Raw genomic sequence first — 22,314 nt, 5'->3', positions numbered from 1 at the left:
AACCGTCGGGGCCCGGTCAGTGCACCCCCTCCATCTGCCGGCTGATCCACGGCGACACCACGAACACCACGATGCCGACGAGCACCGCGACCGCGCCCAGGATGCCGAAGTAGGCCACCTCCCGGGACGGTTCGTAATACTTGGCCAGTACGCCCGACATCGACGTGCCCAGGCCCACCGAGAAGAAGTACAGCGCCATCATCTGGGCGCGGAACGCTTCCGGGGCGAGCTTGGTGGTGACCGACAGCCCGATCGGCGAGAGCAGCAGTTCCGACACCGCGAACACCGCGAGGATGACCGCGATGAGCAACGCCGGCACCGCTTCGACACGGGCCAGCGGTACGAAGCAGAGGAACGCCAGACCCATGCCGATGACGCCGTAGCTGAACTTGCGTGGGGTGGTGGGAGCTCGGTTGCCCAATCTGGTCCACAGCACCGCGAACAGTGGTGACAGCACGATGATCCACACCGGCTCGATCGAGCCGATCCAGTTCGACGGGGCCGTCCAGCCGAAGATCGACCAGTTCATCCGCTCGTCGGAGTACACCGCGAGCACCGTGAAGATCTGCTGGAACAGCGACCAGAACACCGCGTTGGCGATGAACAGCGGGATGAACGACCGGACCCGCACCTTCTCGGGATCGGTCACCTTGGCGCTGCCCAGCATGACGGCGAAATACGCGATCGACGCCACGACGATGACACCGGTGGTGACCTGTGACAGGTTGCTCAGCGTCACCAGCTTCAGCGCGACGGCCACCGCGATGACCACGACGACGGCCACAAAGACCCCGGCCGTCTTGCCGATCGCAGTGCGGGGCAACGGATTCGGGACATGTCGGCCGTGGTCCCCGAGATTACGGCGGAAGGCCACGTACTGCGCGAGCCCCAGCGCCATGCCGATCGCGGCGGCACCGAACCCGTAATGGAAGCCGACCCGGGTCTGCAGCAGACCGGTGATGAGTGGCCCGATGAAGGCGCCGAGGTTGATACCGAGGTAGAACAACGTGAACCCGCCGTCGGCGCGGGCGTCGCCCTTGGCGTACAGCGTGCCCAGCAGCGAAGAGGCGTTCGCCTTGAGCGCCCCGGAGCCCAGCGCGACCAGCACCAGGCCCGCGCCGACACCCGACAGGCCGGGCAGCACCGCCAGCGCGATATGCCCCAGCATCACCACGACACCGCCGTAGAAGACGGTGCGCTCCATGCCGAGCAGCCGGTCGGCGATCCAGCCGCCCAGCACCGTCGACAGATAGACCAGACCGCCGTATGCGCCGACGATGCCGGTGGCGGTGGCCTTCGACAACTCCAGGCCGCCGTCGGTCGCCGAATAGTAGAGGTAATAACCGAGGATGGTGAGCATCCCGTAGAAGGAGAAGCGCTCCCACAACTCGACGCCGAAAAGGTTCGTCAGGCCGATCGGATGCCCGAAGATGGTTCGCGTCGCATCCCCCTGCGACTCCTGCGGCAGGTGTGACTCCTGCGGCCCCCGTAACTCGCTCATGCCGGTTACCCTGCCACGACAGCCGGGGGCGGCATCGCCGTTCCCGCGGTGTGTTGGCCGTGGTTTTCGGTGCGGTTCGGGCCGAGGGCACCGGCGGACTGGGCCGAAGGGGACCCGCCCCGGTAGTCTCAGGCCGATAACGAGGCGGTGACGGTATCGCCTCGACGCGGTCGCGCTTCCACTGTGGCCGGCGTGGTCCGAAGGGGTACATGTGGACGCGGTGCTCGGATTGTCGATGACACCCACGTCGCTCGGCCTGGTGGTGGTGGGCGGTGCCGACGAGGCCGACGGTGATTCCGCCGGTGACGCCTTTGCGCTGCCGGTGGACGACGGCACGGATGTCAGGGCAGCCGCCCAGCAGGTCACCGCGGCGGTCGAGGCGATCTCGGCGGCCCGCCGGCTCAAATCGATCGGCGTGACCTGGAGCGAGGATGCCGGCGCCGAGGCGGCGATGCTGATGGACTCGCTGAGCGCGTCCGGGTTCGGCAATGTCGTGCCGATCCGGCTGCCGGAGGCGACCGAGGCGCTGGCCCGCGGGATGGCCGACGTGATCGGCTATCGCGCCACGGCCGTCTGCGTGATCGAACCCGATACCGTGATCGCCCTGATCGTGCATCGCGGCTACGGCGGTGTGCAGACCGCGATCAACCACGGCATCGACAGCGACGAGAGCCTGATCGGCTGGCTGAGCACAGTCTTCACCAGGGCCGACTGGCAGCCGGAGGCGTTGGTCGTGGTGGGTTCGGCCGGCGATTTCGGCGCGGTGCTGCCCCGGCTGGAGGACGCGCTGTCGGTGCCGGTGTTCGCCCCCGACGAGGCACCCCTGGCGCTGGCCCGCGGCGCGGCGCTGGCCTCCACACACAGCCTCGACATGCCGTTCGACGAGACCGCGTTGATGTCGGCCGGGGCCGGACGCCATGCCGCCGCCCGCCGGGTGTCGCCGGCCGGGGCGCTGACCGGCGTGCTGGCCGCCGGGGTGGTCACCTTCGTGGTCTCCGCATCGGCGGCCGTTGCGGTGGCGCTCTCGCCGGAACAGGCGGTCGCGGCACCCCGCCCGGTTGCCGCATCGGCGGCGCTCCCCGAGGTGGCCGTCCCCGAGGCGGCGCCGGTGATCGCACCGCCGCCGGCCGCGCCACCGGCACCCGAGGCCGTCCCGGCCGTCGACGTGCCGCAGGCACCGGTCGAGGCGGCCACCGAGCCGCCCGCCGCGGCACCCACGGACATCGCCGACACGGCACCGCCCGCCGAGGCGTCTCCCGAGCTCCCGGCGGCCCCGGTCGACACCACGCCGCCGCCGCTGAGCTTCGACGGGGGCGTCGCGGCCGCCGTTCCGCCGCCGGCGATCGTGCCGCAGGCCCTGCCGCCGGTCGCCCCGCCGGTCAAGAAATCGCTGCTGGACCGGATCCGCGACCGGTTGCACCCGGGCGCGGACGACGACTATCCGACCCCGGTGCTGCCCGCGCCGCAGGGCTGACCCGCGGCTCTGGCTAACAATCATCGCGCCGCGGACGAACTACCATGTAGTTCACCACCGCCGTCTGGGTGTCCCAGAGAGGATTGAAAGCTTGCGCAGAGCATTTCGGTATGTGCTTGTCATCGCTGGGATCGCCATGCTGGCCACGACGTCGGCCGGCGTCGCCGGCGCCGCGCTGACCGGCACACCCACCGCGGTGGTGTCCGTGTCGCCCAAAGCCGGCGAAGTCGTCGGGGTGGCCTATCCCGTGACGGTCGGTTTCGCCGGTCCGGTCTCCGACCGGGCGGCGGCCGAACACGACTTCGAGTTCTCGGTGTCCGGTCATCGTGTTGCCGACGCCAAGGCGCCCGGGGGAACCTTTGTCTGGCTTGATGATTCGACGGTGCGGTTCACGCCCAGCGGTTACTGGCCCGCGCATTCGACCATCGCGTTGTCGGTGGGCGGATTCAAGACGACGTTCGAGACCGGCTCCCAGGTGGTCGGTGTCGCCGATATCGACGCGCACACGTTCACGGTCAGCATCGACGGCCAGGTGGTCCGTGAGATGCCGGCGTCGATGGGTAAGCCCAAGCACCCGACCCCGATCGGTTCGTTCACCGCACTGGAGAAGCAGAACCCGGTCATCATGGATTCTCGGACCATCGGCATCCCGCTCAGCGATCCGGAAGGCTACAAGCTGACGGTGAACTACGCGGTGCGCGTCACCTGGGGCGGTGTGTACGTGCATTCCGCGCCGTGGTCGGTGGGCTCGCAGGGCTACGCGAATGTCAGCCACGGCTGCATCAACCTCAGCCCGGACAACGCCCAGTGGTACTACAACAACGTCAGCATCGGCGACCCGATCATCATCCAGGCCTGACCCCGGCCTAACCCGCGGCGCCGTGCAGGTTCTTGGCGGTGGGTGAGGTGGCCACGGTGGCCGGGTCGGGATAGGTGCCCAGTACCCGGTCGGCCGTGCCGCTGCTGGTGACCGTGAACCAGTAGTGCTCGTTCTTGAAGTGATGCTGCCGGTGGTTGCGCCAGATCGACCGGTACAGAGCGGTTTTCGGCTTGTAGTCGGTGTGCACCAGGTAATGGCACCATTCGTAGCCCAGGCCGAGCACCGACAGCCACGCCAGGAAGGTGAGACCCCGGCCGAGGCCGGCGCCGGTGGCAGGGAACAGCAGCACGCCGATCGCCACCGCCAGCGGCAGCACCCACACTAGGGACTGCCAGGGGATGAAAACCAATGGGATATCGCGTGGTTCGACGTGATGCTCGCGGTGCTTGCGGGCCAGTAGCGGATCGACGGTGACTCCGGCGATCCGGCGCGGCCGCCAGTGCAGGATGACCACGTGGATGGTCCATTCCAGGAACGGGAACACCGCCAGCATCGCCAGCGCAACGATCGCGTCCCCGATTTCCCAGTGGCCGTGCAGAATTCGCGCTGACAGCGCGGCCACCAGGGTTGCACCGATCAGCCATGGCGAGGGATGCCTGATGAACTCGCGGGCGGCCGCGGTGAGCGTGAGCCCGCGCCGGGTGGGGGAGACGGTCATGCTCGGTCCTCCTGTGCTTGCAGGGCCGCCAGCGCCTCCAGCAGTGCGGTGGTGGCCGGTTCGAGAAGGGCGCGGGCGGCCGCTGCCGCGGCGGCGGGATCGCCGGCGGTGACGGCGTCGGCCACCGCGCGGTAGGCCTGCGGCCTGCCGACCTCGGCGGCCATCAGGGTGGCCAGTGCCGGTAGGGCGGGCTCGTAGGTGGCGCGCAACGTGTTGTACATCAGCCGCAGCGCGATCGAGTCCGCGCCGTCGACGAGGTGGTCCCAGAACGCCAGCGCGTGCCGCTGCTGCGCGACCGGATCGGACTCCGTGGTCAGCGCCGTGATGGCCTGCTCGAGCAGGCCGCCCAACTCCGGCCGGCGCCGCTGCGCCGCGAGTTCGGCGACCTTGGGCCCGTTGTGCAGCCGGGTCTCCAGGATGGACCGCACCACTGCCGGGTCGAGCTCGCCGTCGCGCATCAGCAGTCGGGGCAGCAGGTCCAGCCCGGCGTGCCTGCGGAAATCGCGCACGGTGGTGGCATCACCCTGGCGGATCTCGACCAGCCCGGCCGCCGTCAGCTGTTTGAGCGCCTCCCGCACGGCCGGCCGGGACACGCCAAGCACCTCGGCCAGCCGACGTTCGCTGGGGAGCGGATCACCCGGCTGCATCTCACCGCTGAGGACGTCGGCCACGATCTGGTCGAACACATCCTCGGAGACCGACCGGCGGTTGATGGGTTGAAGCGCCATGCCCCGAGCATCACATGGCACTGGCTAGAGGTCAAGTGGTAAGACCAGTCAGTTCCGGAGTGCCTCGGCGGTGGCCTCGTCGGCCGGCAGAAACGCTTCCAGGCTCAGCTCGGCGGCCGTCAGGTCCAGCGCGGTGCCGAAGGTGGTGACGGTGCTCAGGAACCGCAGCACCGTGTCGTCACCGCCGTCGATCTCCAGCGGCACCACCACGCCGCCGAGTTCGGCGGTATCGGACTGCCCGCCGGGATAGGACTCGATCTCGGCCAGCAGCGCCGCCGATTCCGGCGATCCGCTCACGGCCGCCTCCCGGCGCAACCGTCCGATGACGTGGTGGCGCCATTGCGCCAGATTGCGGATGCGCGGCGCCAGACCGTCGGGATGCAACGAGATGCGCAGGGCGTTGGGGTGTTCCATCAGATGAGGGGCCACGCCGTCGAGTAACACCGCCGTTCCGGCGTTGACCTGCAACACATTCCAGCCACGGTCCACCGCGAGGCAGGGGAAGGGATCGTAGGCGGCAAGAACCCGATCGATGCCCGCCCGCACCGCCGCCATGCCCGGATCGTCGAGGGCGCGCTCGCCGTACATCGGTGCCAGCCCGGCCGCGAGCAGCAGCTGATTCTGTTCCCGCGCCGGTACGTCCAGCGCCGCCGCCAGTTTGAGCACCATGGACCGGCTGGGCGCCGACCGGCCGGTCTCGATGAAACTCACATGCCGGGCCGACACCTCGGCCTCCAGGGCCAGGTCGAGCTGGCTGAGCCGGCGCCGCTGCCGCCAGGTGCGCATCAGCGCGCCGAAGGTCGAATTCTGGGTGTCCACGGTCGTCACGTCAGCCAGTGTCGGATACCGGTGGACCCGGCGCCATTACCTCGGTGGTAATTGCCTTGCCTACCCGGACGGCCGACCCTGGGGGCATGACCCAGACCGACATCCCCCGATGGCTCCGGTTCGTCCTGCGGTGCGACCGGGCCGGATCGTCCTGGTACATCGGTACCGGATTCTTCTTCGCTCCGGTGCTGGCGCTGCTGTCGCCGTGGCCCACGCTGACCACCGTGCTGTGGGCCGTCATCGCGCTGGCCGGCCTGTGGCTCGGGCTGCTCGGTATCGCGATGGCGGTCGGGCTGTCGGTGGTGCTGCGGTCCAATACCGAGATCGGTGAGGACTACTGGCGTTCGATCATCGACTACCCGCGGGTTCCGCCCGCTTCGCCGAGCCCACATAGTCGACGTGCCAGTGTTTGATGCCGTTGAGCCACCCCGAGCGCAAGCGTTCGGGTGCGGCCAGCGGCGTCAGGTCGGGCATGGCGTCGGCGATCGCGTTGAACATCAGGTCGATGGTCATCCGCGCCAGGTTGGCGCCGATGCAGTAGTGCGCGCCGGTGCCGCCGAAGCCGACGTGCGGGTTGGGGTCGCGCAGGATGTCGAACCGGAACGGATCCTCGAAGACCTCCTCGTCGAAATTGGCCGAGCGGTAGAACATCACGACGCGCTGCCCCTTCTTGATCGACACGCCGCCCAGTTCGGTATCGGCCAGGGCCGTGCGCTGGAACGAGGTGACCGGGGTTGCCCAGCGCACGATCTCGTCGGCGGCGGTGCCGGGACGTTCCCGCTTGAACAGTTCCCATTGATCCGGGAAATCGGTGAACGCCATCATGCCCTGGGTGATCGAGTTGCGGGTGGTCTCGTTGCCCGCCACGGCGAGCAGGATGACGAAGAACCCGAACTCGTCGTCGGAGAGCTTGTGGCCCTCGACGTCGGCCTGTACCAGTTTGGTGACCAGATCATCGGTGGGGTTGGCGGACTTCTCGGCCGCCATCTGCATGCCGTAGGTGATGAGTTCCACCGACGCGCTGATCGCGTCGTTGTTCGCGAATTCCGGATCCATGTCGCCGACCATCTGATTGGACCAGTGGAACAACTTCATCCGATCCTCCTGCGGTACCCCCATCAACCCGGCGATGGCCTGTAGCGGTAGCTCACAGGACACCTGCTCGACGAAGTCGCCCCGGCCTTCGGCCGCTGCGGCGGCGACGATCTGGCGGGCCCGCTCGGCGAGGTCGGCACGCAGTTGTTCGACCGCGCGCGGGGTGAACGCCCGGGAGACGATCTTGCGCAGGTGGGTGTGATGCGGCGCGTCCATGTTCAGCAGGACGAACTTGCCGGTCTCGATCTGCGCGGGAACGGTGCCGTCCTTATAGCGCGGCAGCGCCGTCTTGGCCAGGCTGGAGAACACGTCGCTGCGCCGCGACACCTCTTTGACGTCGCGGTGCTTGGTCACCACCCAGAATCCGCCGTCGTCGAAACCTCCGACGCCCTCGGGTTGTTCGTTCCACCAGATCGGTGCCACCTTGCGCATCTCGGCGAGTTCCTCGATGGGCAGCCGTTGGGCGTAGATATCGGGATCGGTGAAGTCGAAACCGGGCGGAAGGTTCGGGGTCGGCATCGTTGCACTCCCAAGACGACGGTGTGTAATTGGTCCCTCTGGGCATTGCTACACCACTGCACGCACTCGCGTCCCGAAGTCGGGGAAGGTGGCCGAACCTGACAGATACCGATTCGCGTGCGTCCCACCGGGCTCAGGTGTAACAATTTCCGGGCCCGAGTTGAACTACCTGTAGACCGCGTTTAGACGGTGGGAAGGGGATCTGTCCATGGCGATCGACGTCACGTCGAAAGTACTGCTGGCGCTGGCCGGCGGGGTGACGGCACTGGCACTGGCCGCACCCGCCGCGGCCGATCCCACGGATGCCCCGCCGCCGCCGGTGCTGCCGGTCGCCGCCGACCCCGCTGCCGTCGCCGCGCCGCCGGACGGGGTGCCCCATCTGTCCAGCCCGGACGCGCCGCCGCCGGGATCGACGATGGATCCCACCGTGATGGCGGGCGCCGAATCGCCGCGGGTCAGCTATCTGCGGGACCTGTGGAACGCGGTGCAGAACCGTGAGATCAGCGGTAAGGAGGCCCTGGTGCTGGGCCTCGCGCAGCGCGGCATGGACACCCCCAATCCGGCACCCCTGGCACCGCCGGCACCCTTGGCGCCGCCGGCAGCCCCGGCGCCGGTCGTGCCGCCGGCTATACCGTGACCGGTGCGACGGCGCTGATCCGGGCCGGCACGTGTTTGTGCCACGGAGTGCCCGCGTAGGCGTCGCGCCAGTCGGCCGACGTCAATGCGTTCGGCGCGACCCCCGGCACCGTCGAGATGCCGTCGGCGCCGACGAAATCCAGACCGAAGCCGTTGGGCAGGGCCGCATGCCCGGGCAGCATCGCCGCGCTGATCTCGACGGTCGCCTCCGCGCTGCCGGCGGCCGTGCTGATCCTGGCCCGGCCGCCGTCCACCAGGCCCAGCGCCTGCGCATCCTGCACGCTGACGCGCAGCGCACCGTCGGCATCGCGCTTGCGCCAGGCGGGGTCGCGGAAGATGTCGTTGGCGGTGAAGGCCCGGCGCTCCCCGGCCGAGAGCACGATGGGGAACTCGGCGCTGGTCAGTTGCGCCGGACCGGCGGCCAGCGCGCCGAGATCGGCGAGCAGCTCCGGGATGGCCAGCGCGATCTTGCCGTCGGCGTGGCTGATCAGCCCCCAGTCGTCGGCGTATTCGTGCTCGGTGAACGTCACCCCGGACGGGCTCGACAGGATCGCGGTGAACAGCGCGTTGCCGTCGGCATGGCCGGCCCGGCGCACTGCGTCGGGGTAGGTCATGGCGGCCTTCTGGGCCAGGCCCCACAACGCGGCGGCGCCGGCCAAACCCTGCGGCAGCACCGGGCCGAGCGTCTCGTACAGGACATACGGCAGCACGCGGCCCAGGGCGGGGTTCGCGCCGACCGCGGCAAAGAACGCCTGCGCGTAGGCATCCAGTCCGTCGGCCGCCGCCCGGCGCAGTGGTTGCAGTTCGGCATCGTCGACCACACCGAGGGCGCGCACCAGCCGGGCCCAGATCTCGGGTTCGGGCAGCGTGCCCGGCGCCGGGTCCATCAGCGGGTGTCGCAGGTGAAAGGTGTTGTGCGGGAACTCCAGATTGAAGAAGGTGGCCTCGGCCTTCTCGAACTGACTGGCCGCCGGTAGCACGTAGTGCGCCAGACGTGCGGTCTCGGTCATCGCGACGTCGACGACGACGAGCAGCTCGAGGGCGGCGAGCGCCTCGCGCACCGCGGCCGAGTCGGCGAGCGAATGCGCGGGGTTGCTGCTCTCCACGATCATCGCGCGGAACCGGTCGGGGTGATCGGTGTTGATCTCCTCGGCCACCACGTTCGACGGCACCAGTCCGGCGATGACAGGCGCTCCGGTGACCGGGGTGCGGCCCACCCCGCCGGCGCCGAACAGCGGCGCGAACGACGAATGCAGATGCTGCCCACCACGTTTGGCGAAATTGCCGGTGAGGATCCACAGCATCTTGTTGAGATAGGAGCTCAGCGTGCTGTTGGGCGCCTGCTGGATGCCGAGGTCCTCGAACACCGAGACGCTGGACGCGGCGGCGATCCGGCGTGCCGCCGCGCGCAGCAGGTCGGCGTCGACACCGCAGCGCGCGGCGTAGCCGTCGACGTTCACCGCCGCCAGGGCATCGCGCACGGGCTCGGCGCCGGTGACGTGCTCGGCCAGAAACGCTTCGTCGCAGAGGTTTTCCTGCACCAGGACGGCGGCCATGGCGGCCAGGCACCACGCGTCGGTGCCGGGGCGCACCCGCAGGTGGAAATCGGCGAGCTTGGCGGTGTCGGTGATCACCGGGTCGATGACGATCATCGAGCGGTGCGGATCCTTGGCGATGTCCTGCAACACCGTGCGGGCCCGCGGGAAGCTCTGCGACATCCACGGGTTCTTCCCGACGAACACCGACACCTCGGCGTGCTCGAACTCGCCGCGGGTGTGGCCGCCGTAGAGTTGGCTATCCACCCAGAACTCGCCGGTCTTCTCCTGCGCCAAGGCATTCGAGCGGTAGCGGGCCCCGAGCGCCTTGAGGAATGCCCCGCTGTAGGCGCCGCCGACGTGATTGCCCTGGCCGCCCCCGCCGTAGTAGAAGATCTTGTCCCCGCCGTAGCTGTCGCGGATGCGGGTGAACCCCTCGGCGATCTCGGCGATCGCGGTGTCCCAGTCGATCTCGTCGTAGCCGCCGTCGGGCCGGCGGCGCATCGGTGCTGTCAGCCGAGTCGGGTTGTTCTGATAATGGTCCAGGCGCAGCGCCTTGTTGCAGGTGTACCCCTGCGACGCGGGATGGTCCTTGTCGCCCCGGATCTTGGCCAGACTGCGGCCGTCCAGTTGCACCACGATGCCGCAGTTGCACTCGCAGAGGATGCAGGCGGTGGGCTGCCACGGTGCGGATGGTGTTGTCATATCACGCCTTTCGTTCCCCGGTTTCGGCAGCCACGAGGGCGCGCAGCTGCCGGTGGACGAGAGTCAGCGCGGTGTCGTCACCGGCGGTGCGCGCCACCAGGACCGCGCCCTCGATCGACGTGGTGGCCAGCATCGCCAGTTCGGCGGCCCGGCCCGGAGCGATGCCGTCGGCGCGCATCAGGTCTTCGATCTGCGTGATCCACCGGGTGAACGCGGCGGCGGCGCGCGCCATCACCTCGGTGTTGTCTGCTTCGACGGCCACCGCCACCACCGGGCAACCGGCCCGGAATCCGCTGTCGGACAGCTGATTGCGGAAGTGCTCGACGATGACGTCCAGCGCGTCGAGTGCCGACGCCGCCGAGGAGATCCGGCGGGCGACGTAATCACCGGCGAAATCGATCGCCTCGCACAGGAGCTGGGTGCGACCACCGGGGAAGTGATGGTAGGCCGAGCCGCGCGGCGCGCCGCTGTGTTCGAGCACATCGGAGATCGCGGTCGCGTGTGCGCCGCGCTCCCGGATCAACAATGCCGCCGAGACGATCATGCGGTCACGTGGGCTGGCCATGACGCCGGTGTCCTTTCGGCCGACCGATTATGTAGAGCATCATACATAGCCTCCGGTCCGCCGAGAAGAGATGCGTGAAAGCGGCCGTGAATACACGAATCCCGCCGGTCCGGGAGAACGGAGGCCGACGGGATTCGCGGTCTGGGGGCTACCTCGTCACACCGAGGCGGCCTCGTTGATCTGATTCAGCGTGCTGGTCGCCTCGAGATATTCCTGCACCCAGCGTTCGATGACGGCGGAGGTCTTCTCGACCTTGGTGAACTGGCCCACCACCTGGCCGATGGGGTTGAAGGCTACGTCGATGGTCTGGTCGGGGTACTTGTGCGTGGCGGCCACGGCCATGCCCGACACCATGTACTGCAGGGGCATGCCGAGCGGCTCGGGGTTGCCGGCGGTCTGCCAGGCATCGGTCCAATCGTTGCGCAGCATCCGGCACGGCTTGCCGGTGAACGAGCGGCTGCGCACGGTGTCGCGGCTCGTCGCCTTGGCGTACGTCGCCTGTTGCACGGGGGTGTTCTCGGCTTCTTCGACCATCAGCCACTGCGATCCGGTCCAGGCGCCCTGCGCGCCCATGGCCAGTGCCGCCGCGATCTGGTAGCCGCTGCCGATACCGCCGGCCGCCAGCACCGGGCGCGGCGCGACCTCCTTGACCACCTGCGGCCACAACACGATCGAGCCGACCTCGCCGCAGTGTCCGCCGCCCTCGCCGCCCTGGGCGATGATGATGTCGACGTCGGCCTCGGCGTGCTTACGGGCCTGGGCGGGCGAGCCGCACAGCGCCGCGACCTTACGCCCGGATTCGTGGATGTGCTTGATCATGTCGGCCGGCGGGGTCCCCAGCGCGTTGGCGATCAAGGTGACCTTCGGGTGTTGCAGAGCGATCTCCACCTGAGGGGTGGCCGTCGCCTCGGTCCAGCCGAGCAGCTGCAGCGCGTTGTCGTCGAGGTCTCCGGTGGGGACGCCGTGGTCGGCGAGCAGCTTCTTGGCGAAGTCGAGATGCTCCTGGGGGACCAGCGCGTTCAGCGTCGACTTCAGCTCGTCGGCCGACATGTTGGCGTCCATGCCCTCGTACTTGTTCGGGATCACGATGTCCACGCCGTAGGGGTGATCACCGATGTGTTCGTCGATCCAGTTGAGCTCGATCTCGAGCTGTTCGGGGGTGAACCCGACGGCGCCCAGCACGCCGAAGCCGCCGGCCCTGCTGACCGCGACGACCACGTCTCGGCAGTGCGTGAAGGCGAAGATCGGCACGTCGATGCCGAGTTGGTCACAGAGGGCGGTATGCATGCCTTCTCCTTGAGGAACGAGCGCGGGCAGACGACTGAAACGTGTTCTAGTTTAGGGGATGCCCCCGGGTGTCAGGCAATGCCCCACGTCATCCGGAATCGGCTCGGGCCTCGACAGATGCCAAGAATGACATTACCGTTTTCGGGAAGTGGCATTAACAGCTCGCGAAGTCTGGGGGTGCTCCCGGCCATGACGGACTGGCTCACCGGCTCGCTGGTGCTGGTGACCGATTACCGGGTCCCCGACCCGGCGCAGGTGTGGCCGCTGCTACAGCGCCGCGTGGATGCGCTGCGGGATCTGGGCGCCCATCACGTACTGATCTACACCTCGACGACCGATCCGGACCGGGTTCTGGTCATCCTCGTCATCGACGCCCAAGAACCGGTGCTCGAGCTGCTCCGGTCCCGAGTGTTCTTCGAATGGTTCGACGCGGTGGGCGTCGAAGATCTGCCCGCGGTGTTCGCCGGGGGACTGTTCGACCGCATCGACCTGGAGGGGACACCACCGGCGGGTACGCCCGCGGTCATCGTGGCGATGGTGACGCCGGAGGCCGACGTGTCGGCGTTGAGCGCGCGGGTACGGGCATCGGCAGCGGCGTTCCGGGCCGCCGGCGTGCGCCGCCTCTGGAGTTTCAAGGCCTTCGACGACCCGCACGAGGTGCTCATCCTGCAGCAAGTCGACGACGAATCCGAGGCGCGCCGCTGGCTGCACGACTCCGACGCCGCAGCCGACTGGCTGACCGAGGCGGGCGTCGGCGCCTACCCGCCGGTGTTCATCGGGACGTTCGCACACATGATGCGGATCTGATGTTCGTCTGTCTGTGCAACGGCATCACCAGCCATGCGGTGGCCGACGCGGTGGATGCCGGCGCGTCGACCACCAACGAGGTGGCGGCGGCGTGCGGTGCGGGTGCCGACTGCGGCCGCTGCCGGCGCACGGTGCGCGCCATCATCGAGTCGCGCCGCGGCGCCGCAGCGCGGCCCAGCGGCGGCCCTCGTCGGAACTGACCCGCAGGATCGGCCAGCCGCGTTGCGCGGCGGCGGTGGCCAGGCCTGCCCGGGGATTGACCGCGTGCGGATGGCCGACGGCCTCCAGAACGGGCAGATCCTCGGTGCCGTCGGAATAGCCGAAACTCCGGCTCAGGTCGATGTCGTGCGCGGCGCTGAACGCCAGCACCGCGCGAGCCTTGTTGCGGCCCCAGATGATCGGCCGCACGATCTGTCCGGTCAGCCGCCCGTCGTCGTCGGTGGCGAAGTGATTGCACAGCACATCGGTGATGCCCAGGTGCCGGGCCACCGGCTCGGCGTGCATGGTCAGCGCCGACGAACTCATCACCACGGTGTGACCGCGTTCCTGATGGGCCGCGACCACCTCGCGCATGACCGGGAACAAGCGCGCGACGGTGTGCCGCTGGAACAGCTCCTCGCCGAGTTCCTCGAGCTCGGTCAACGAGTCACCCATCAGATAACCCGCGGCGCGCTGCAGCAGGCGCTCGAACTCCATCCGGCCCAGCTTGTAGCGCACCGAGGCCTCGATGATGCCGGTCAGCTCGCCGAACTTGGCCTGCCGGTTGCGGAACCGGTGCCCGGCATGCACGGTCGCGGTGAAGCCGCGGACCAGGGTGCCGTCCAGATCGAAGAAGGCGCCGACCGACGGTCCTGCCGGTGTGCTGCGAATCTGGGCAATCGGGTCGGCGGGCACGCCTCCTATTGTGCGGGTTGGGGCGTGTGGTGCCCGTAGAGCAAGCCCCGGCCCGTGCCCAGTGGCAGGTCGAGTGTGGTGCGGATGCCCGGTGGCGCGGCCACCACCTCGGGGATGGCGTTGACGATCCGGCCGGCCGCGGCGAGGATCGCCGCGTAGTTGTGGTCGCCGCGGCTGCTGGTCGGGCAGATGTCGACGACATAGGACGGTTCCCCGGTGATCTCCACCCGATAGGACCCACCCGGCTGCGCGGGCTGGGCCCAGTCCGGCCGCAGGTCCTCGCGGACCCGGGTGACATGTTCGACGACGATCACCGGCCGGCCGCCGACCATGCCGTTGATCTGGAATCGCATCGCCGCCACCGTGCCTGCGGCGATCACGCCGGTGGCAACCTCGATATCCTCGGGTGCCGGAGCCAACTCGTAGCTCTCGGTGATCTCGTCGACCTGCACGCCCAGGCCCGCGGCCAGCATGGTGATCGCGGTGCCCCACGCGGCGCTCAGGATGCCGGGGTAGAACAGCAAGCCGGGCTGATCCATCGGATTGCCGAAGCCCATGACCACCGACATCACCTCGGCACCGTCGTAGGTGGCGTAGTCGGCGATCTCCATCGTCTTGATCTGGTCGATGCGCTGGCAGGTGCTGGCAATGGCGAACGGCACCAGATCGGTGGCGAAACCGGGGTCCACCCCGGTGATGAAGACGCTCGCATTACCTTGCCGGGCGGCCTCTTCCACCCGGGCGATGGCCTTCTCCGGCATGGCGCCCCACGGGTATTGCAGCCCGCCGGGCGCCGAGCCGACCACGTTGACACCGGCCGACAGCGCGCGGGTGACATCGCGGGTGGCCTCGACCGGACGGGTATCGCCCATGGCGCAGTAGACCAGGCAATCCGGCCGCGATGCGAGCACGGCGTCGAGCCCTTCGGTCGCGGTGATGCCGGTGGCCACGTCCAGACCGGCCAATTCGCCGGCATCCCTGCCCACCTTGTCCGCGCTCGACGTGCCGATCGCGACCAGTTCGAACCGGGGATCCTCGATGAGCTGGAGGAGGGCGAGCCTGCCGCAGTTTCCGGTGCCGACGAGTGCCACGCGAATGGCCATCCAAATCTCCTCAAGATGTGTGGTCTGATCGCAGTATGAGCGGTCCGCGCGCAAATTGGAACAGGTTCTAATTCCGGCCCGAAGTGGGGTAGCCTCACGCCCCATGGGACGCGTGGACGGCAAGGTTGTACTGATCAGCGGCGGTGCCCAGGGCATGGGCGCCGCCCACGCCAGGGCGCTGGTGGCCGAGGGCGGCAAGGTGGTCATCGGCGACATCCTCGACGAGCCGGGACAGGCGCTGGCCGAAGAACTCGGTGCCGCCGCGCGTTACGTGCACCTCGACGTCACCCAGGCCGACCATTGGGACGCCGCCGTCGGCGCGGCCAACGAGGCCTTCGGCGGGCTGACCGGGTTGGTGAACAACGCCGGCATCGTCGCGCTGGGCAAGATCGGCAAATTCGACATGACGCAGTGGCAGAAGGTCATCGACGTCAACCTCACGGGTACCTTCCTGGGCATGCAGGCCGCCGTCGGCTCGATGAAGGCGGCAGGCAGCGGTTCGATCATCAACGTGTCCTCGGTCGAGGGATTACGCGGTGCGCCGATGGTCCATCCCTATGTGGCGTCCAAGTGGGCGGTCCGCGGGCTGGCCAAGTCCGCCGCGCTGGAACTCGGCAGGCACAACATCCGGGTCAACTCCGTGCATCCCGGCTTCATCCGCACGCCCATGACCGAACACTTCCCCGAGGACATGGTGACCGCGCCGCTGGGCCGCCCGGGCCAGTCCGAGGAAGTTGCCGCCTTCGTGGTGTTCCTGATCAGCGACGAGTCGTCGTTCGCCACCGGGGCCGAGTTCGTGGTCGACGGCGGACTGGTCACCGACGTGAACCACAAGGACAACGTCTTCTGACGCGCTGAGGGTCGCTCCCCGGGCCGCCCGCTGACCCGGCCGCCAGGCACAATGTGGTGTCGGCCGATCGGCCGGCGCCACATCAAGCACCGAAGGGAGCGGCACCATCGGGGCTTTGAAGCGTCGTACCGCCCTGTTCAGCGTCGCCCTTCTGTTGCTCGTGCTGCTGCTCGGTGCCGCCGATTTCGCCTCCTTCGCGCGGCCCGAGCCGGCCGCCACCACCACCGAACTGGCCCAGGGCTGGAAACTGGTGTCGGCCCGCGGCCTACCCGCCGACGGCCGCGCCATCTCGACACCCGGCTACCGGGATGACGGCTGGCACACCGTGGCGCACATGCCGGCCACCGTGCTCGACGCGCTGCAACGGGACGGCACCTATCCGGACCTGTACTACGGGACCAACCTGGCCGACGAGGTCCCGCAGGATCTCTACCAGCAGGACTGGTGGTACCGCACCACGTTCGACGCCCCGGCCGGCCACAGCAACTATCAGCTGCAGTTCCTCGGGATCAACTACCGGGCCGAGATCTGGCTCAACGGCCACCTGATCGCCGACAGCAGCCAGATCGTGGGTATGTACACCGCACACCAGCTCGACGTCACCCGGTGGATCCGCAGCGGCCCGAATGTCCTTGCGGTGAAAGTGATCCCGGAACGCGCGCTGCAGGACGTCGACGGTGTAGAGCTGGCCGACAGCTGGTACGACTGGATCAACTGGCGCTACCTGGGTTACCAGGGCCCGGGCAAGAACCCCGCCAACGGCAATTCGTTCGTCCCGGATCGCAATGCGGGCATCTTCAAACCCGTCTACCTGCGCACCGCGGGTGCCGTGGAGATCGGTGATGCCACGGTCAACACCGAACTCCCGCTGCCGAGAACGGATTCCGCGCGGCTGACGGTGTACGCCAACGTGCACAACTCGTCGGACCGGCGGGTCAACGGCGTGCTGCGGGCCACCATCAGCCGGCCCGGCAAGCCGTCGGTGGCCGTCGAGCAGCCGGTCACCCTGTCTCCCGGGGAACGTCGCGAACTGACCTTCAGCCCGGCCCGCTTCACCGAGCTGACCGTCGAACATCCCGACCTGTGGTGGCCCTACACCATGGGCGATCCCAGTCTCTACGACCTGAAACTGGACTTCCGCCAATACAACCGGGTGATCGACACCAGCACCCAGCGGTTCGGCATCCGCACCATCACCCAGCATCGCGACACCGACGAGCAGTTCCCCGAACTGGGCTCCGGCGGCAGTTTCTACCTCACCGTCAACGGCAGGGACTACCTGATCCGCGGCGCGGTGTACACCCCGGACCTGCTGTTCGACGACGACCCGGACCGGGAGGACGCGATCCTGCGGTACGCCAAGGATCTGGGCCTGAACATGCTTCGGCTGGAGTCCAAGATCCCGGGGGAGCGGCTGGTGGAACGTGCCGACGAGCTGGGCATCCCGCTGATGGTCGGGTGGATGTGCTGCAACCAGTGGGAGAAGTGGGAACAGTGGGATGACGAGGACCGCGCGGTGGCGCTGGACAGCCTGCGCTCACAGATCCTGATGCTGCGCTCGCACGCGTCGGTCGCGATCTGGGCCAACGGCAGCGACGGGCTGCCACCGGAACCGTTGCGCGGCCAGTACCACGCGGTGCTGCGTGACCTGCACTGGCAGAACGCGGTCGTCGACACCGTCTCGTCGTTCGGGCACGACGACGATCAGGGCCAACCGCAGTGGGACGGTATCCACATGGCCGGGCCGTACAGCTGGCGCCCGCCGAGCTACTGGTTCAGCGGCCGGTACGGCGCCACCCGCGGCGCCAACGCCGAGCAAGGCGACAACGAACACATCCCGCCGCTGGCCAGCCTCAAGGAGTTCATCCCGCCCGACAAGCTGTGGCCCATCAACGACACCTGGTCCTTCCACGCCGGATCGAACCCCGGCAACGCGTCGCTGACCAGCATCCAGCGCGCCATCAACCGTCGCTACGGTCCGTCCTCGGGCGCCGAAGAGTTCACCCGCAAAGCCCAACTGGCCCATTACGAATCGACCCGCGCGCAGTTCGAGGCGTTCGCGGCCAACGGGTGGGCCAACCACAAGATGACCATCTACTGGATGCTCAACAGTCACTGGCCGTCGTTCTTCGGCAACATCTTCGACTACTACCTGCGCCCGGGCGGGGCCTATTACGGGGCCAAGGCCGGACTGCGCCCGCTGTCGCTGGTGTTCGATGCCTACGCCGGCGGCAACCACGGCACGGCCGAGATCAAGGTGGTCAACCAGACCCCGCGCGACGTGTCGGGCCTGCGGGCCCGGGTGCGGGTTTACGACCTGGCCGGCCGGGTGCGCGACGACCGCACCGTCGACGATGTCGCCGTGAGCTCCGGCGGGGCGCACACCGTGCTCACGCTCCCGCGCGAGGCCCGTGACTCCCGGGTGTTCTTCGTCAGGGCCGAATTGCTCGACGGCGCAGGCAAAGTGGTGTCCCAGAACGTGTACTGGCAGTCCCAGCAACCCGATGATGTGGGGGACCCGGCCAACGACACGGCCTTCGAACTCAGGCAGGTCAGCTGGGCCGATATGACACCGCTGAACTATCTGGCCAAGGCGCCGCTGCAGGTGAGCGCCAAACGGACCGGCGACCGCGAGGTCGCCATCAGGCTGCACAACCCCGGCAAGCAGATCGCGTTCTTCGAACGCGCCGAGATCACCGGCGCCCCGGACGGGGACGAGACCCTGCCGGTGCAGTACACCGACAACTACGTGACGGTGTTCCCCGGTGAGACCGTGGACCTGAGCGGCACCGTGCTCGCACCCGGTGAGCGGGGCAATTATGTGCGGGTCAGCGGGTACAACACCGCTGCGGTGGTGGTGCCGGTCGGCTGAGCCGGGCGGGTGGGGCAGGATTGACGGCAGCACGCAGGAAGAGGAGATCAATACATGTCTGAGGTCAACACCGACGGTAACCAGCGCGAGCAACTCGCCGAGCTGACCGCGCAGCACGGGTGGTCGCGGCACGTGGCCGACCGGGTCGACGTGTACATCCGCGGCGCGACGAGGATCCGGGTGATCTGGGCCGGCGATGATCTCACCGGCGGATCGCGCTACCAGGACGACCTCATGGAGCAGTACTCGCGCGAGGCCGCCACGGTCCAGGGCTGGCTCACCCGGTGAGCGTGCGCGCCGGCATCGTCGTCACCGGCACCGAGGTGCTGACCGGGCGGATCCAGGATCTCAACGGCCCGTGGCTGGCCGACCGGCTGCTGGAGCTCGGGGTCGAACTGGCGCACATCACCATCTGCGGCGACCGCGCCGACGACGTCGAGGCCCAGCTGCGCTTCCTGGCGGCCGAGGGCGTCGACCTGATCATCACCACCGGCGGCCTGGGGCCGACCGCCGACGACCTGACGGTCGCCACCGTGGCCCGGTTCTGCGGTGTCGAGCTGGTGCTCGACACCGAGCTGGAGGCCCGGATCGCGGCGATCCTGCGCACGCTGATGTCCCGGCGTCCCGTCGCGGACGAGGACTTCGACGCGGTGCTGGCCGCCAATCGCAAGCAGGCGCTGGTGCCGGCGGGAGCCGAGATCCTGGAACCGGAGGGCACCGCACCCGGTGTCGTGGTGGACGGGCCCGCCGACGGCACACCCGTCGTCATTGTGCTGCCCGGTCCGCCGCGCGAATTGCAGCCCATGTGGTCGCGCGCCATCGCGACCGCGGCCGCCCAGCGCGCCATCGCCGGGCGCACCGAATACCGGCAGGCCACCGTGCGGATGTTCGGCCTGGCCGAGTCCGGCCTCGCCGACGCCTTGCGGGACGCCCAGACCCGCATCGCCGGATTCGACGCGCTGGAGATCACGACCTGCCTGCGCCGCGGTGAGCTGGAGATCGTCACCCGCTACGAGCCCGAGGACGACGACACCTACCGCGCCCTGGTCGATTTCCTGGCCGAGCGATACCCGCAGGAGCTGTTCTCCGCCGACGGCTCCCTGATCGACGAGCAGATCGCGACGCTGCTGACCGGGCGCACCATCGCCACCGCGGAATCGTGCACGGCGGGGATGCTGGCCGCGCGGCTGGCCGACCGGGCCGGCTCGTCGGCGTATCTGGCCGGGGGCGTGGTGTCCTACTCCAACGAGGCCAAGGTCGAGATGCTCGGGGTGGATGCAACGCTCATCGCCACGCACGGCGCGGTGTCCGAACCGGTGGCGATCGCGATGGCGCGCGGTGCGCTGCAGCGGTTCGAGGCCGATACCGCGGTGGGCATCACCGGTATCGCCGGGCCCGGTGGCGGATCCGCCGAGAAACCGGTCGGCACGGTGTGTTTCAGCGTGGCGTTGGCCGGGCGCGAACCGTTGGTCCGCACGCTGCGGCTGCCCGGCAACCGCAGCGACGTCCGGGAACGCGCCACCACCGTGGCGATGCACCTGCTGCGCCGGGAACTGCTGGCGTGCTCCGCTACCGCGTGACCTCGCCGATCACCTGTGTGGCCAGCAATTCCAGCGTGCGGTCGGCGGCGCGGTCGTGGGTGAACAGCACCACCTGCCCGAAACCCAGCCGCTGCCAGTGCCGCAACCGTTCCACGATCATCGGCGCGGTCCCGATCAACCCACCTTCGTGCAGGCCGAAACCCGGTCCGCCGAACCGTTTCTCGGCGATCCGGCGGACCTCGGGCAGGGACGCCTCGTCGGGTGCCAGCGCCAGCACGGCCTCCACCGACATCACGATCGTCGCCGGGTCCCGGCCGATGTCGGCACACAGATCGCGCAGTACCGCCATCTTGTGCTCGAGCTCGCCGAGGGCATAGGTCGGCACGTTCCAGACGTCGGCGTACCGGGCGACCAGCGGCAGCGTGTACTTCTCGCCGACACCGCCGACCACGATGGGCGGCCGTGGTAGCTGCACCGGCCCCGGCCTGATCGGCATGTCCCGCACCCGGTAGTGCTCCCCGGCGAAGTCCACCCGGCCGGTCCCGAAGGCCTGGGTGAGGATCTCCAGTGCCTCGCCGAGCCGCCGCGAGCGGTGCGCGAAGGTTTCCCAGTCCAGCCCGGTGCGGACGTGCTCGTCCTCGATCGAGCCGCTGCCCAGCCCCAGCTGCAGCCGGCCGGCCGAGATCTGGTCCAGCGTCGTCGCCATCTTGGCGAGCACCGCGGGATGACGAAACTGATTGCACAGCACCAGGTGTCCCACGCGGAGCCGCTCGGTGCGGCTCAGCAGCGCGGTGGCCAGGGTCCAGGCCTCCAGCGAGTCGATCTCGGGCATCCCGGGCCCGTACAGATGGTCATAGAGCCACAGCGACCCGATGCCGAGTTCCTCACACCGCTGCGCGCGGTGCAGCACATCGGAATAGGACATGCCCATCTGTGGGACATAGACCCCGATGTCCAGGGCGGTCATCCGCGGATCGCGGCCGCCAGCCGGCGCCACTGCTCCCGCGGGAACGCGCTCGGGTCGGCGTCGAGCAGCTGCAGGCAGACGTGGTCGGCGCCCGCGTCGCGGTGCTCGGCCACCCGGGCCAGCACCTTCTCCTCGTCGCCCCACACGATGATCGCGTCGAACAGCCGGTCGCTGACCTGAGCGAGGTCGTCCTCGGTGAAGCCGGACCGGCGCAGGTTGTTCGCGTAGTTCGGCATCGCGAGATAGGACCGCAACCAGTCGGTGCCGATCCGGCGCGCCTCGTCGCGGTCCTCGGTGAGGATCGCGGTCTGCTCGGGCAGCAGCAGTGGACCGGCCCCCAGCGTGGCGCGGGCGCTCGCGGTGTGGTCCGGTGTCACCAGGTAGGGGTGCGCGCCACGGGACCGGGTGGCGGCCAGCTCGAGCATCTTGGGACCCAACGCCGCCAGCGCTCGCTGCCCGACGGGTACCGGCTGCTCCGCGGTGTCCAGCGCGTCCAGGAAGGCCGCGGTGGCGGCCAGTGGTTTACGGTACGTCCCAGGCTTTTTCGAGTCGATCAGGGGTGCGTGACTGACGCCGATCCCGAGCAGCAGCCGTGGTCCGTACTCGGCCGTCAACCGGGCGTGCGCGGCGGCGACATCGGCCGGTTCGTGCATCCACAGGTTGAGGATGCCGGTCGCGATGACGGCGTTCTCGGTCGCGGCCAGCAGATTGGTCACCGAGTCGAACAACGCGCCGCCCACGTCGGGGATCCACAGCGCCGGGTAGCCCAGCTCGTCGAGCTCGGCGGCGGCGTCGGCGGCCTGTGCCGGGTCGCTGTAACGCAGTTGGGCGCTCCAGATACCGATCCCCGAAAGTTCCATCGGCGCAAT

General features: G+C 68.9%; 22 protein-coding genes. 10 read left to right on the top strand and 12 right to left on the bottom strand.

Going from position 1 to position 22,314, the window contains the following annotated elements; translation table 11 throughout:
- Nucleotides 1-16: 16 nt before the first annotated feature.
- Nucleotides 17-1,501 (bottom strand): peptide MFS transporter, encoded by a 1,485-nt coding sequence (locus BN977_RS00230; protein WP_051560936.1) that lies wholly within the window; start codon nucleotides 1,499-1,501, stop codon nucleotides 17-19.
- A 211-nt stretch (nucleotides 1,502-1,712) separates the two neighbouring features.
- Here BN977_RS00230 and BN977_RS00225 point away from each other — a divergent pair, with 211 nt between their 5' ends.
- Together BN977_RS00225 and BN977_RS00220 are read left to right on the top strand one after the other, a co-directional pair.
- Nucleotides 1,713-2,975: a DUF7159 family protein gene (locus BN977_RS00225; RefSeq protein WP_036395564.1), complete on the top strand. Its 1,263-nt coding sequence runs from the start codon at nucleotides 1,713-1,715 to the stop codon at nucleotides 2,973-2,975.
- 136 nt (nucleotides 2,976-3,111) lie between these two features.
- Nucleotides 3,112-3,834 (top strand): L,D-transpeptidase, encoded by a 723-nt coding sequence (locus BN977_RS00220; protein ID WP_084172521.1) that lies wholly within the window; start codon nucleotides 3,112-3,114, stop codon nucleotides 3,832-3,834.
- A 7-nt stretch (nucleotides 3,835-3,841) separates the two neighbouring features.
- Here the strand turns inward: BN977_RS00220 and BN977_RS00215 are convergent, their stop codons facing one another.
- The 3 genes from BN977_RS00215 to BN977_RS00205 are packed head-to-tail and all read right to left on the bottom strand — an operon-like array spanning nucleotide 3,842 to nucleotide 6,069.
- Nucleotides 3,842-4,513, bottom strand: a complete 672-nt coding sequence (locus BN977_RS00215; RefSeq protein ID WP_036395559.1) for a sterol desaturase family protein — start codon at nucleotides 4,511-4,513, stop codon at nucleotides 3,842-3,844.
- Entirely contained in the window at nucleotides 4,510-5,241 is a 732-nt protein-coding gene (locus BN977_RS00210) for a FadR/GntR family transcriptional regulator (RefSeq protein WP_036395557.1), read from the bottom strand. Before BN977_RS00210 ends, BN977_RS00215 begins: the two co-directional genes overlap by 4 nt.
- 48 nt (nucleotides 5,242-5,289) lie before the next feature.
- Nucleotides 5,290-6,069 carry a helix-turn-helix domain-containing protein gene (locus tag BN977_RS00205; RefSeq protein WP_036395556.1) on the bottom strand — a complete coding sequence of 260 codons (780 nt, stop codon included), beginning with the start codon at nucleotides 6,067-6,069 and terminating at the stop codon, nucleotides 5,290-5,292.
- 86 nt (nucleotides 6,070-6,155) lie between these two features.
- Between BN977_RS00205 and BN977_RS00200 the strand changes: the two genes are divergently transcribed.
- Nucleotides 6,156-6,482 carry a hypothetical protein gene (locus tag BN977_RS00200; protein WP_036395554.1) on the top strand — a complete coding sequence of 109 codons (327 nt, stop codon included), beginning with the start codon at nucleotides 6,156-6,158 and terminating at the stop codon, nucleotides 6,480-6,482.
- Here the strand turns inward: BN977_RS00200 and BN977_RS00195 are convergent.
- Nucleotides 6,418-7,683, bottom strand: coding sequence for a cytochrome P450 (locus BN977_RS00195; protein ID WP_024451387.1), 1,266 nt, complete (start codon nucleotides 7,681-7,683; stop codon nucleotides 6,418-6,420). The two genes, BN977_RS00200 and BN977_RS00195, sit on opposite strands and share 65 nt — an antisense overlap.
- 208 nt (nucleotides 7,684-7,891) lie before the next feature.
- Between BN977_RS00195 and BN977_RS00190 the strand changes: the two genes are divergently transcribed.
- Nucleotides 7,892-8,320 carry a hypothetical protein gene (locus BN977_RS00190; protein ID WP_051560935.1) on the top strand — a complete coding sequence of 143 codons (429 nt, stop codon included), beginning with the start codon at nucleotides 7,892-7,894 and terminating at the stop codon, nucleotides 8,318-8,320.
- Here the strand turns inward: BN977_RS00190 and BN977_RS00185 are convergent.
- From BN977_RS00185 to BN977_RS00175, 3 genes are all read right to left on the bottom strand, one after another.
- Nucleotides 8,310-10,559 carry a molybdopterin-dependent oxidoreductase gene (locus tag BN977_RS00185; RefSeq protein WP_036395551.1) on the bottom strand — a complete coding sequence of 750 codons (2,250 nt, stop codon included), beginning with the start codon at nucleotides 10,557-10,559 and terminating at the stop codon, nucleotides 8,310-8,312. The two genes, BN977_RS00190 and BN977_RS00185, sit on opposite strands and share 11 nt — an antisense overlap.
- A gap of 1 nt (nucleotide 10,560) precedes the next feature.
- The gene (locus BN977_RS00180; RefSeq protein ID WP_036395548.1) at nucleotides 10,561-11,124 is read right to left on the bottom strand and encodes a TetR/AcrR family transcriptional regulator; all 564 of its coding nucleotides are present in this window, start codon (nucleotides 11,122-11,124) and stop codon (nucleotides 10,561-10,563) included.
- 156 nt (nucleotides 11,125-11,280) lie between these two features.
- Nucleotides 11,281-12,411: a nitronate monooxygenase gene (locus tag BN977_RS00175; protein ID WP_036395546.1), complete on the bottom strand. Its 1,131-nt coding sequence runs from the start codon at nucleotides 12,409-12,411 to the stop codon at nucleotides 11,281-11,283.
- 189 nt (nucleotides 12,412-12,600) lie between these two features.
- On the opposite strand from BN977_RS00175, the gene BN977_RS00170 reads away from it, so the two are divergent.
- Both BN977_RS00170 and BN977_RS00165 read left to right on the top strand, forming a co-directional pair.
- Entirely contained in the window at nucleotides 12,601-13,218 is a 618-nt protein-coding gene (locus BN977_RS00170; RefSeq protein WP_036395544.1) for a hypothetical protein, read from the top strand.
- A complete protein-coding gene (locus tag BN977_RS00165; protein ID WP_036395541.1) occupies nucleotides 13,218-13,418 on the top strand; it encodes a (2Fe-2S)-binding protein in 201 nt (66 codons plus the stop codon). Before BN977_RS00170 ends, BN977_RS00165 begins: the two co-directional genes overlap by 1 nt.
- Here BN977_RS00165 and BN977_RS00160 read toward each other — a convergent pair.
- Both BN977_RS00160 and BN977_RS00155 read right to left on the bottom strand, forming a co-directional pair.
- Nucleotides 13,360-14,112, bottom strand: coding sequence for an HAD family hydrolase (locus BN977_RS00160; RefSeq protein WP_024451394.1), 753 nt, complete (start codon nucleotides 14,110-14,112; stop codon nucleotides 13,360-13,362). The two genes, BN977_RS00165 and BN977_RS00160, sit on opposite strands and share 59 nt — an antisense overlap.
- 5 nt (nucleotides 14,113-14,117) lie before the next feature.
- On the bottom strand, nucleotides 14,118-15,215 hold the full coding sequence (locus tag BN977_RS00155; protein ID WP_036395539.1) for an NAD(P)H-dependent amine dehydrogenase family protein: 1,098 nt from the start codon (nucleotides 15,213-15,215) through the stop codon (nucleotides 14,118-14,120).
- A 103-nt stretch (nucleotides 15,216-15,318) separates the two neighbouring features.
- Between BN977_RS00155 and BN977_RS00150 the strand changes: the two genes are divergently transcribed.
- The 4 genes from BN977_RS00150 (at nucleotide 15,319) to BN977_RS00135 (ending at nucleotide 20,517) form a co-directional block, all read left to right on the top strand.
- Nucleotides 15,319-16,065 (top strand): glucose 1-dehydrogenase, encoded by a 747-nt coding sequence (locus BN977_RS00150; protein WP_036395537.1) that lies wholly within the window; start codon nucleotides 15,319-15,321, stop codon nucleotides 16,063-16,065.
- Nucleotides 16,066-16,180: 115 nt separating this feature from the next.
- Nucleotides 16,181-18,937, top strand: a complete 2,757-nt coding sequence (locus BN977_RS00145; protein ID WP_306372223.1) for a glycosyl hydrolase 2 galactose-binding domain-containing protein — start codon at nucleotides 16,181-16,183, stop codon at nucleotides 18,935-18,937.
- 54 nt (nucleotides 18,938-18,991) lie between these two features.
- Complete coding sequence (locus BN977_RS00140; RefSeq protein WP_036395535.1) at nucleotides 18,992-19,225, top strand: hypothetical protein; 234 nt, start codon at nucleotides 18,992-18,994, stop codon at nucleotides 19,223-19,225.
- Entirely contained in the window at nucleotides 19,222-20,517 is a 1,296-nt protein-coding gene (locus BN977_RS00135) for a competence/damage-inducible protein A (protein ID WP_036395533.1), read from the top strand. The genes BN977_RS00140 and BN977_RS00135 overlap by 4 nt, the downstream gene beginning before the upstream one ends.
- Here BN977_RS00135 and BN977_RS00130 read toward each other — a convergent pair.
- Nucleotides 20,507-21,445: an LLM class flavin-dependent oxidoreductase gene (locus BN977_RS00130; RefSeq protein WP_024451400.1), complete on the bottom strand. Its 939-nt coding sequence runs from the start codon at nucleotides 21,443-21,445 to the stop codon at nucleotides 20,507-20,509. The genes BN977_RS00135 and BN977_RS00130 overlap by 11 nt on opposite strands.
- Nucleotides 21,442-22,305 carry an LLM class F420-dependent oxidoreductase gene (locus BN977_RS00125; protein ID WP_036395531.1) on the bottom strand — a complete coding sequence of 288 codons (864 nt, stop codon included), beginning with the start codon at nucleotides 22,303-22,305 and terminating at the stop codon, nucleotides 21,442-21,444. Before BN977_RS00125 ends, BN977_RS00130 begins: the two co-directional genes overlap by 4 nt.
- Nucleotides 22,306-22,314 lie beyond the last annotated feature (9 nt).

The organism is Mycolicibacterium cosmeticum (assembly GCF_000613185.1).
In the GTDB taxonomy this organism is placed as follows: Bacteria; Actinomycetota; Actinomycetes; order Mycobacteriales; family Mycobacteriaceae; genus Mycobacterium; species Mycobacterium cosmeticum.
Note: the sequence above shows the minus strand (reverse complement) of the source record. Positions and strands in the feature narration are given on the sequence as shown.

What these genes read in the sequence shown, in the direction of transcription:
- BN977_RS00230 (WP_051560936.1), bottom strand. Translation starts at nt 1,501, where the DNA reads ATGAGCGAGTTACGGGGGCCGCAGGAGTCACACCTGCCGCAGGAGTCG.
- BN977_RS00220 (WP_084172521.1), top strand. Translation starts at nt 3,112, where the DNA reads ATGCTGGCCACGACGTCGGCCGGCGTCGCCGGCGCCGCGCTGACCGGC.
- BN977_RS00215 (WP_036395559.1), bottom strand. Translation starts at nt 4,513, where the DNA reads ATGACCGTCTCCCCCACCCGGCGCGGGCTCACGCTCACCGCGGCCGCC.
- BN977_RS00210 (WP_036395557.1), bottom strand. Translation starts at nt 5,241, where the DNA reads ATGGCGCTTCAACCCATCAACCGCCGGTCGGTCTCCGAGGATGTGTTC.
- BN977_RS00200 (WP_036395554.1), top strand. Translation starts at nt 6,156, where the DNA reads ATGACCCAGACCGACATCCCCCGATGGCTCCGGTTCGTCCTGCGGTGC.
- BN977_RS00195 (WP_024451387.1), bottom strand. Translation starts at nt 7,683, where the DNA reads ATGCCGACCCCGAACCTTCCGCCCGGTTTCGACTTCACCGATCCCGAT.
- BN977_RS00190 (WP_051560935.1), top strand. Translation starts at nt 7,892, where the DNA reads ATGGCGATCGACGTCACGTCGAAAGTACTGCTGGCGCTGGCCGGCGGG.
- BN977_RS00185 (WP_036395551.1), bottom strand. Translation starts at nt 10,559, where the DNA reads ATGACAACACCATCCGCACCGTGGCAGCCCACCGCCTGCATCCTCTGC.
- BN977_RS00180 (WP_036395548.1), bottom strand. Translation starts at nt 11,124, where the DNA reads ATGGCCAGCCCACGTGACCGCATGATCGTCTCGGCGGCATTGTTGATC.
- BN977_RS00175 (WP_036395546.1), bottom strand. Translation starts at nt 12,411, where the DNA reads ATGCATACCGCCCTCTGTGACCAACTCGGCATCGACGTGCCGATCTTC.
- BN977_RS00170 (WP_036395544.1), top strand. Translation starts at nt 12,601, where the DNA reads ATGACGGACTGGCTCACCGGCTCGCTGGTGCTGGTGACCGATTACCGG.
- BN977_RS00165 (WP_036395541.1), top strand. Translation starts at nt 13,218, where the DNA reads ATGTTCGTCTGTCTGTGCAACGGCATCACCAGCCATGCGGTGGCCGAC.
- BN977_RS00155 (WP_036395539.1), bottom strand. Translation starts at nt 15,215, where the DNA reads ATGGCCATTCGCGTGGCACTCGTCGGCACCGGAAACTGCGGCAGGCTC.
- BN977_RS00150 (WP_036395537.1), top strand. Translation starts at nt 15,319, where the DNA reads ATGGGACGCGTGGACGGCAAGGTTGTACTGATCAGCGGCGGTGCCCAG.
- BN977_RS00140 (WP_036395535.1), top strand. Translation starts at nt 18,992, where the DNA reads ATGTCTGAGGTCAACACCGACGGTAACCAGCGCGAGCAACTCGCCGAG.
- BN977_RS00130 (WP_024451400.1), bottom strand. Translation starts at nt 21,445, where the DNA reads ATGACCGCCCTGGACATCGGGGTCTATGTCCCACAGATGGGCATGTCC.
- BN977_RS00125 (WP_036395531.1), bottom strand. Translation starts at nt 22,305, where the DNA reads ATGGAACTTTCGGGGATCGGTATCTGGAGCGCCCAACTGCGTTACAGC.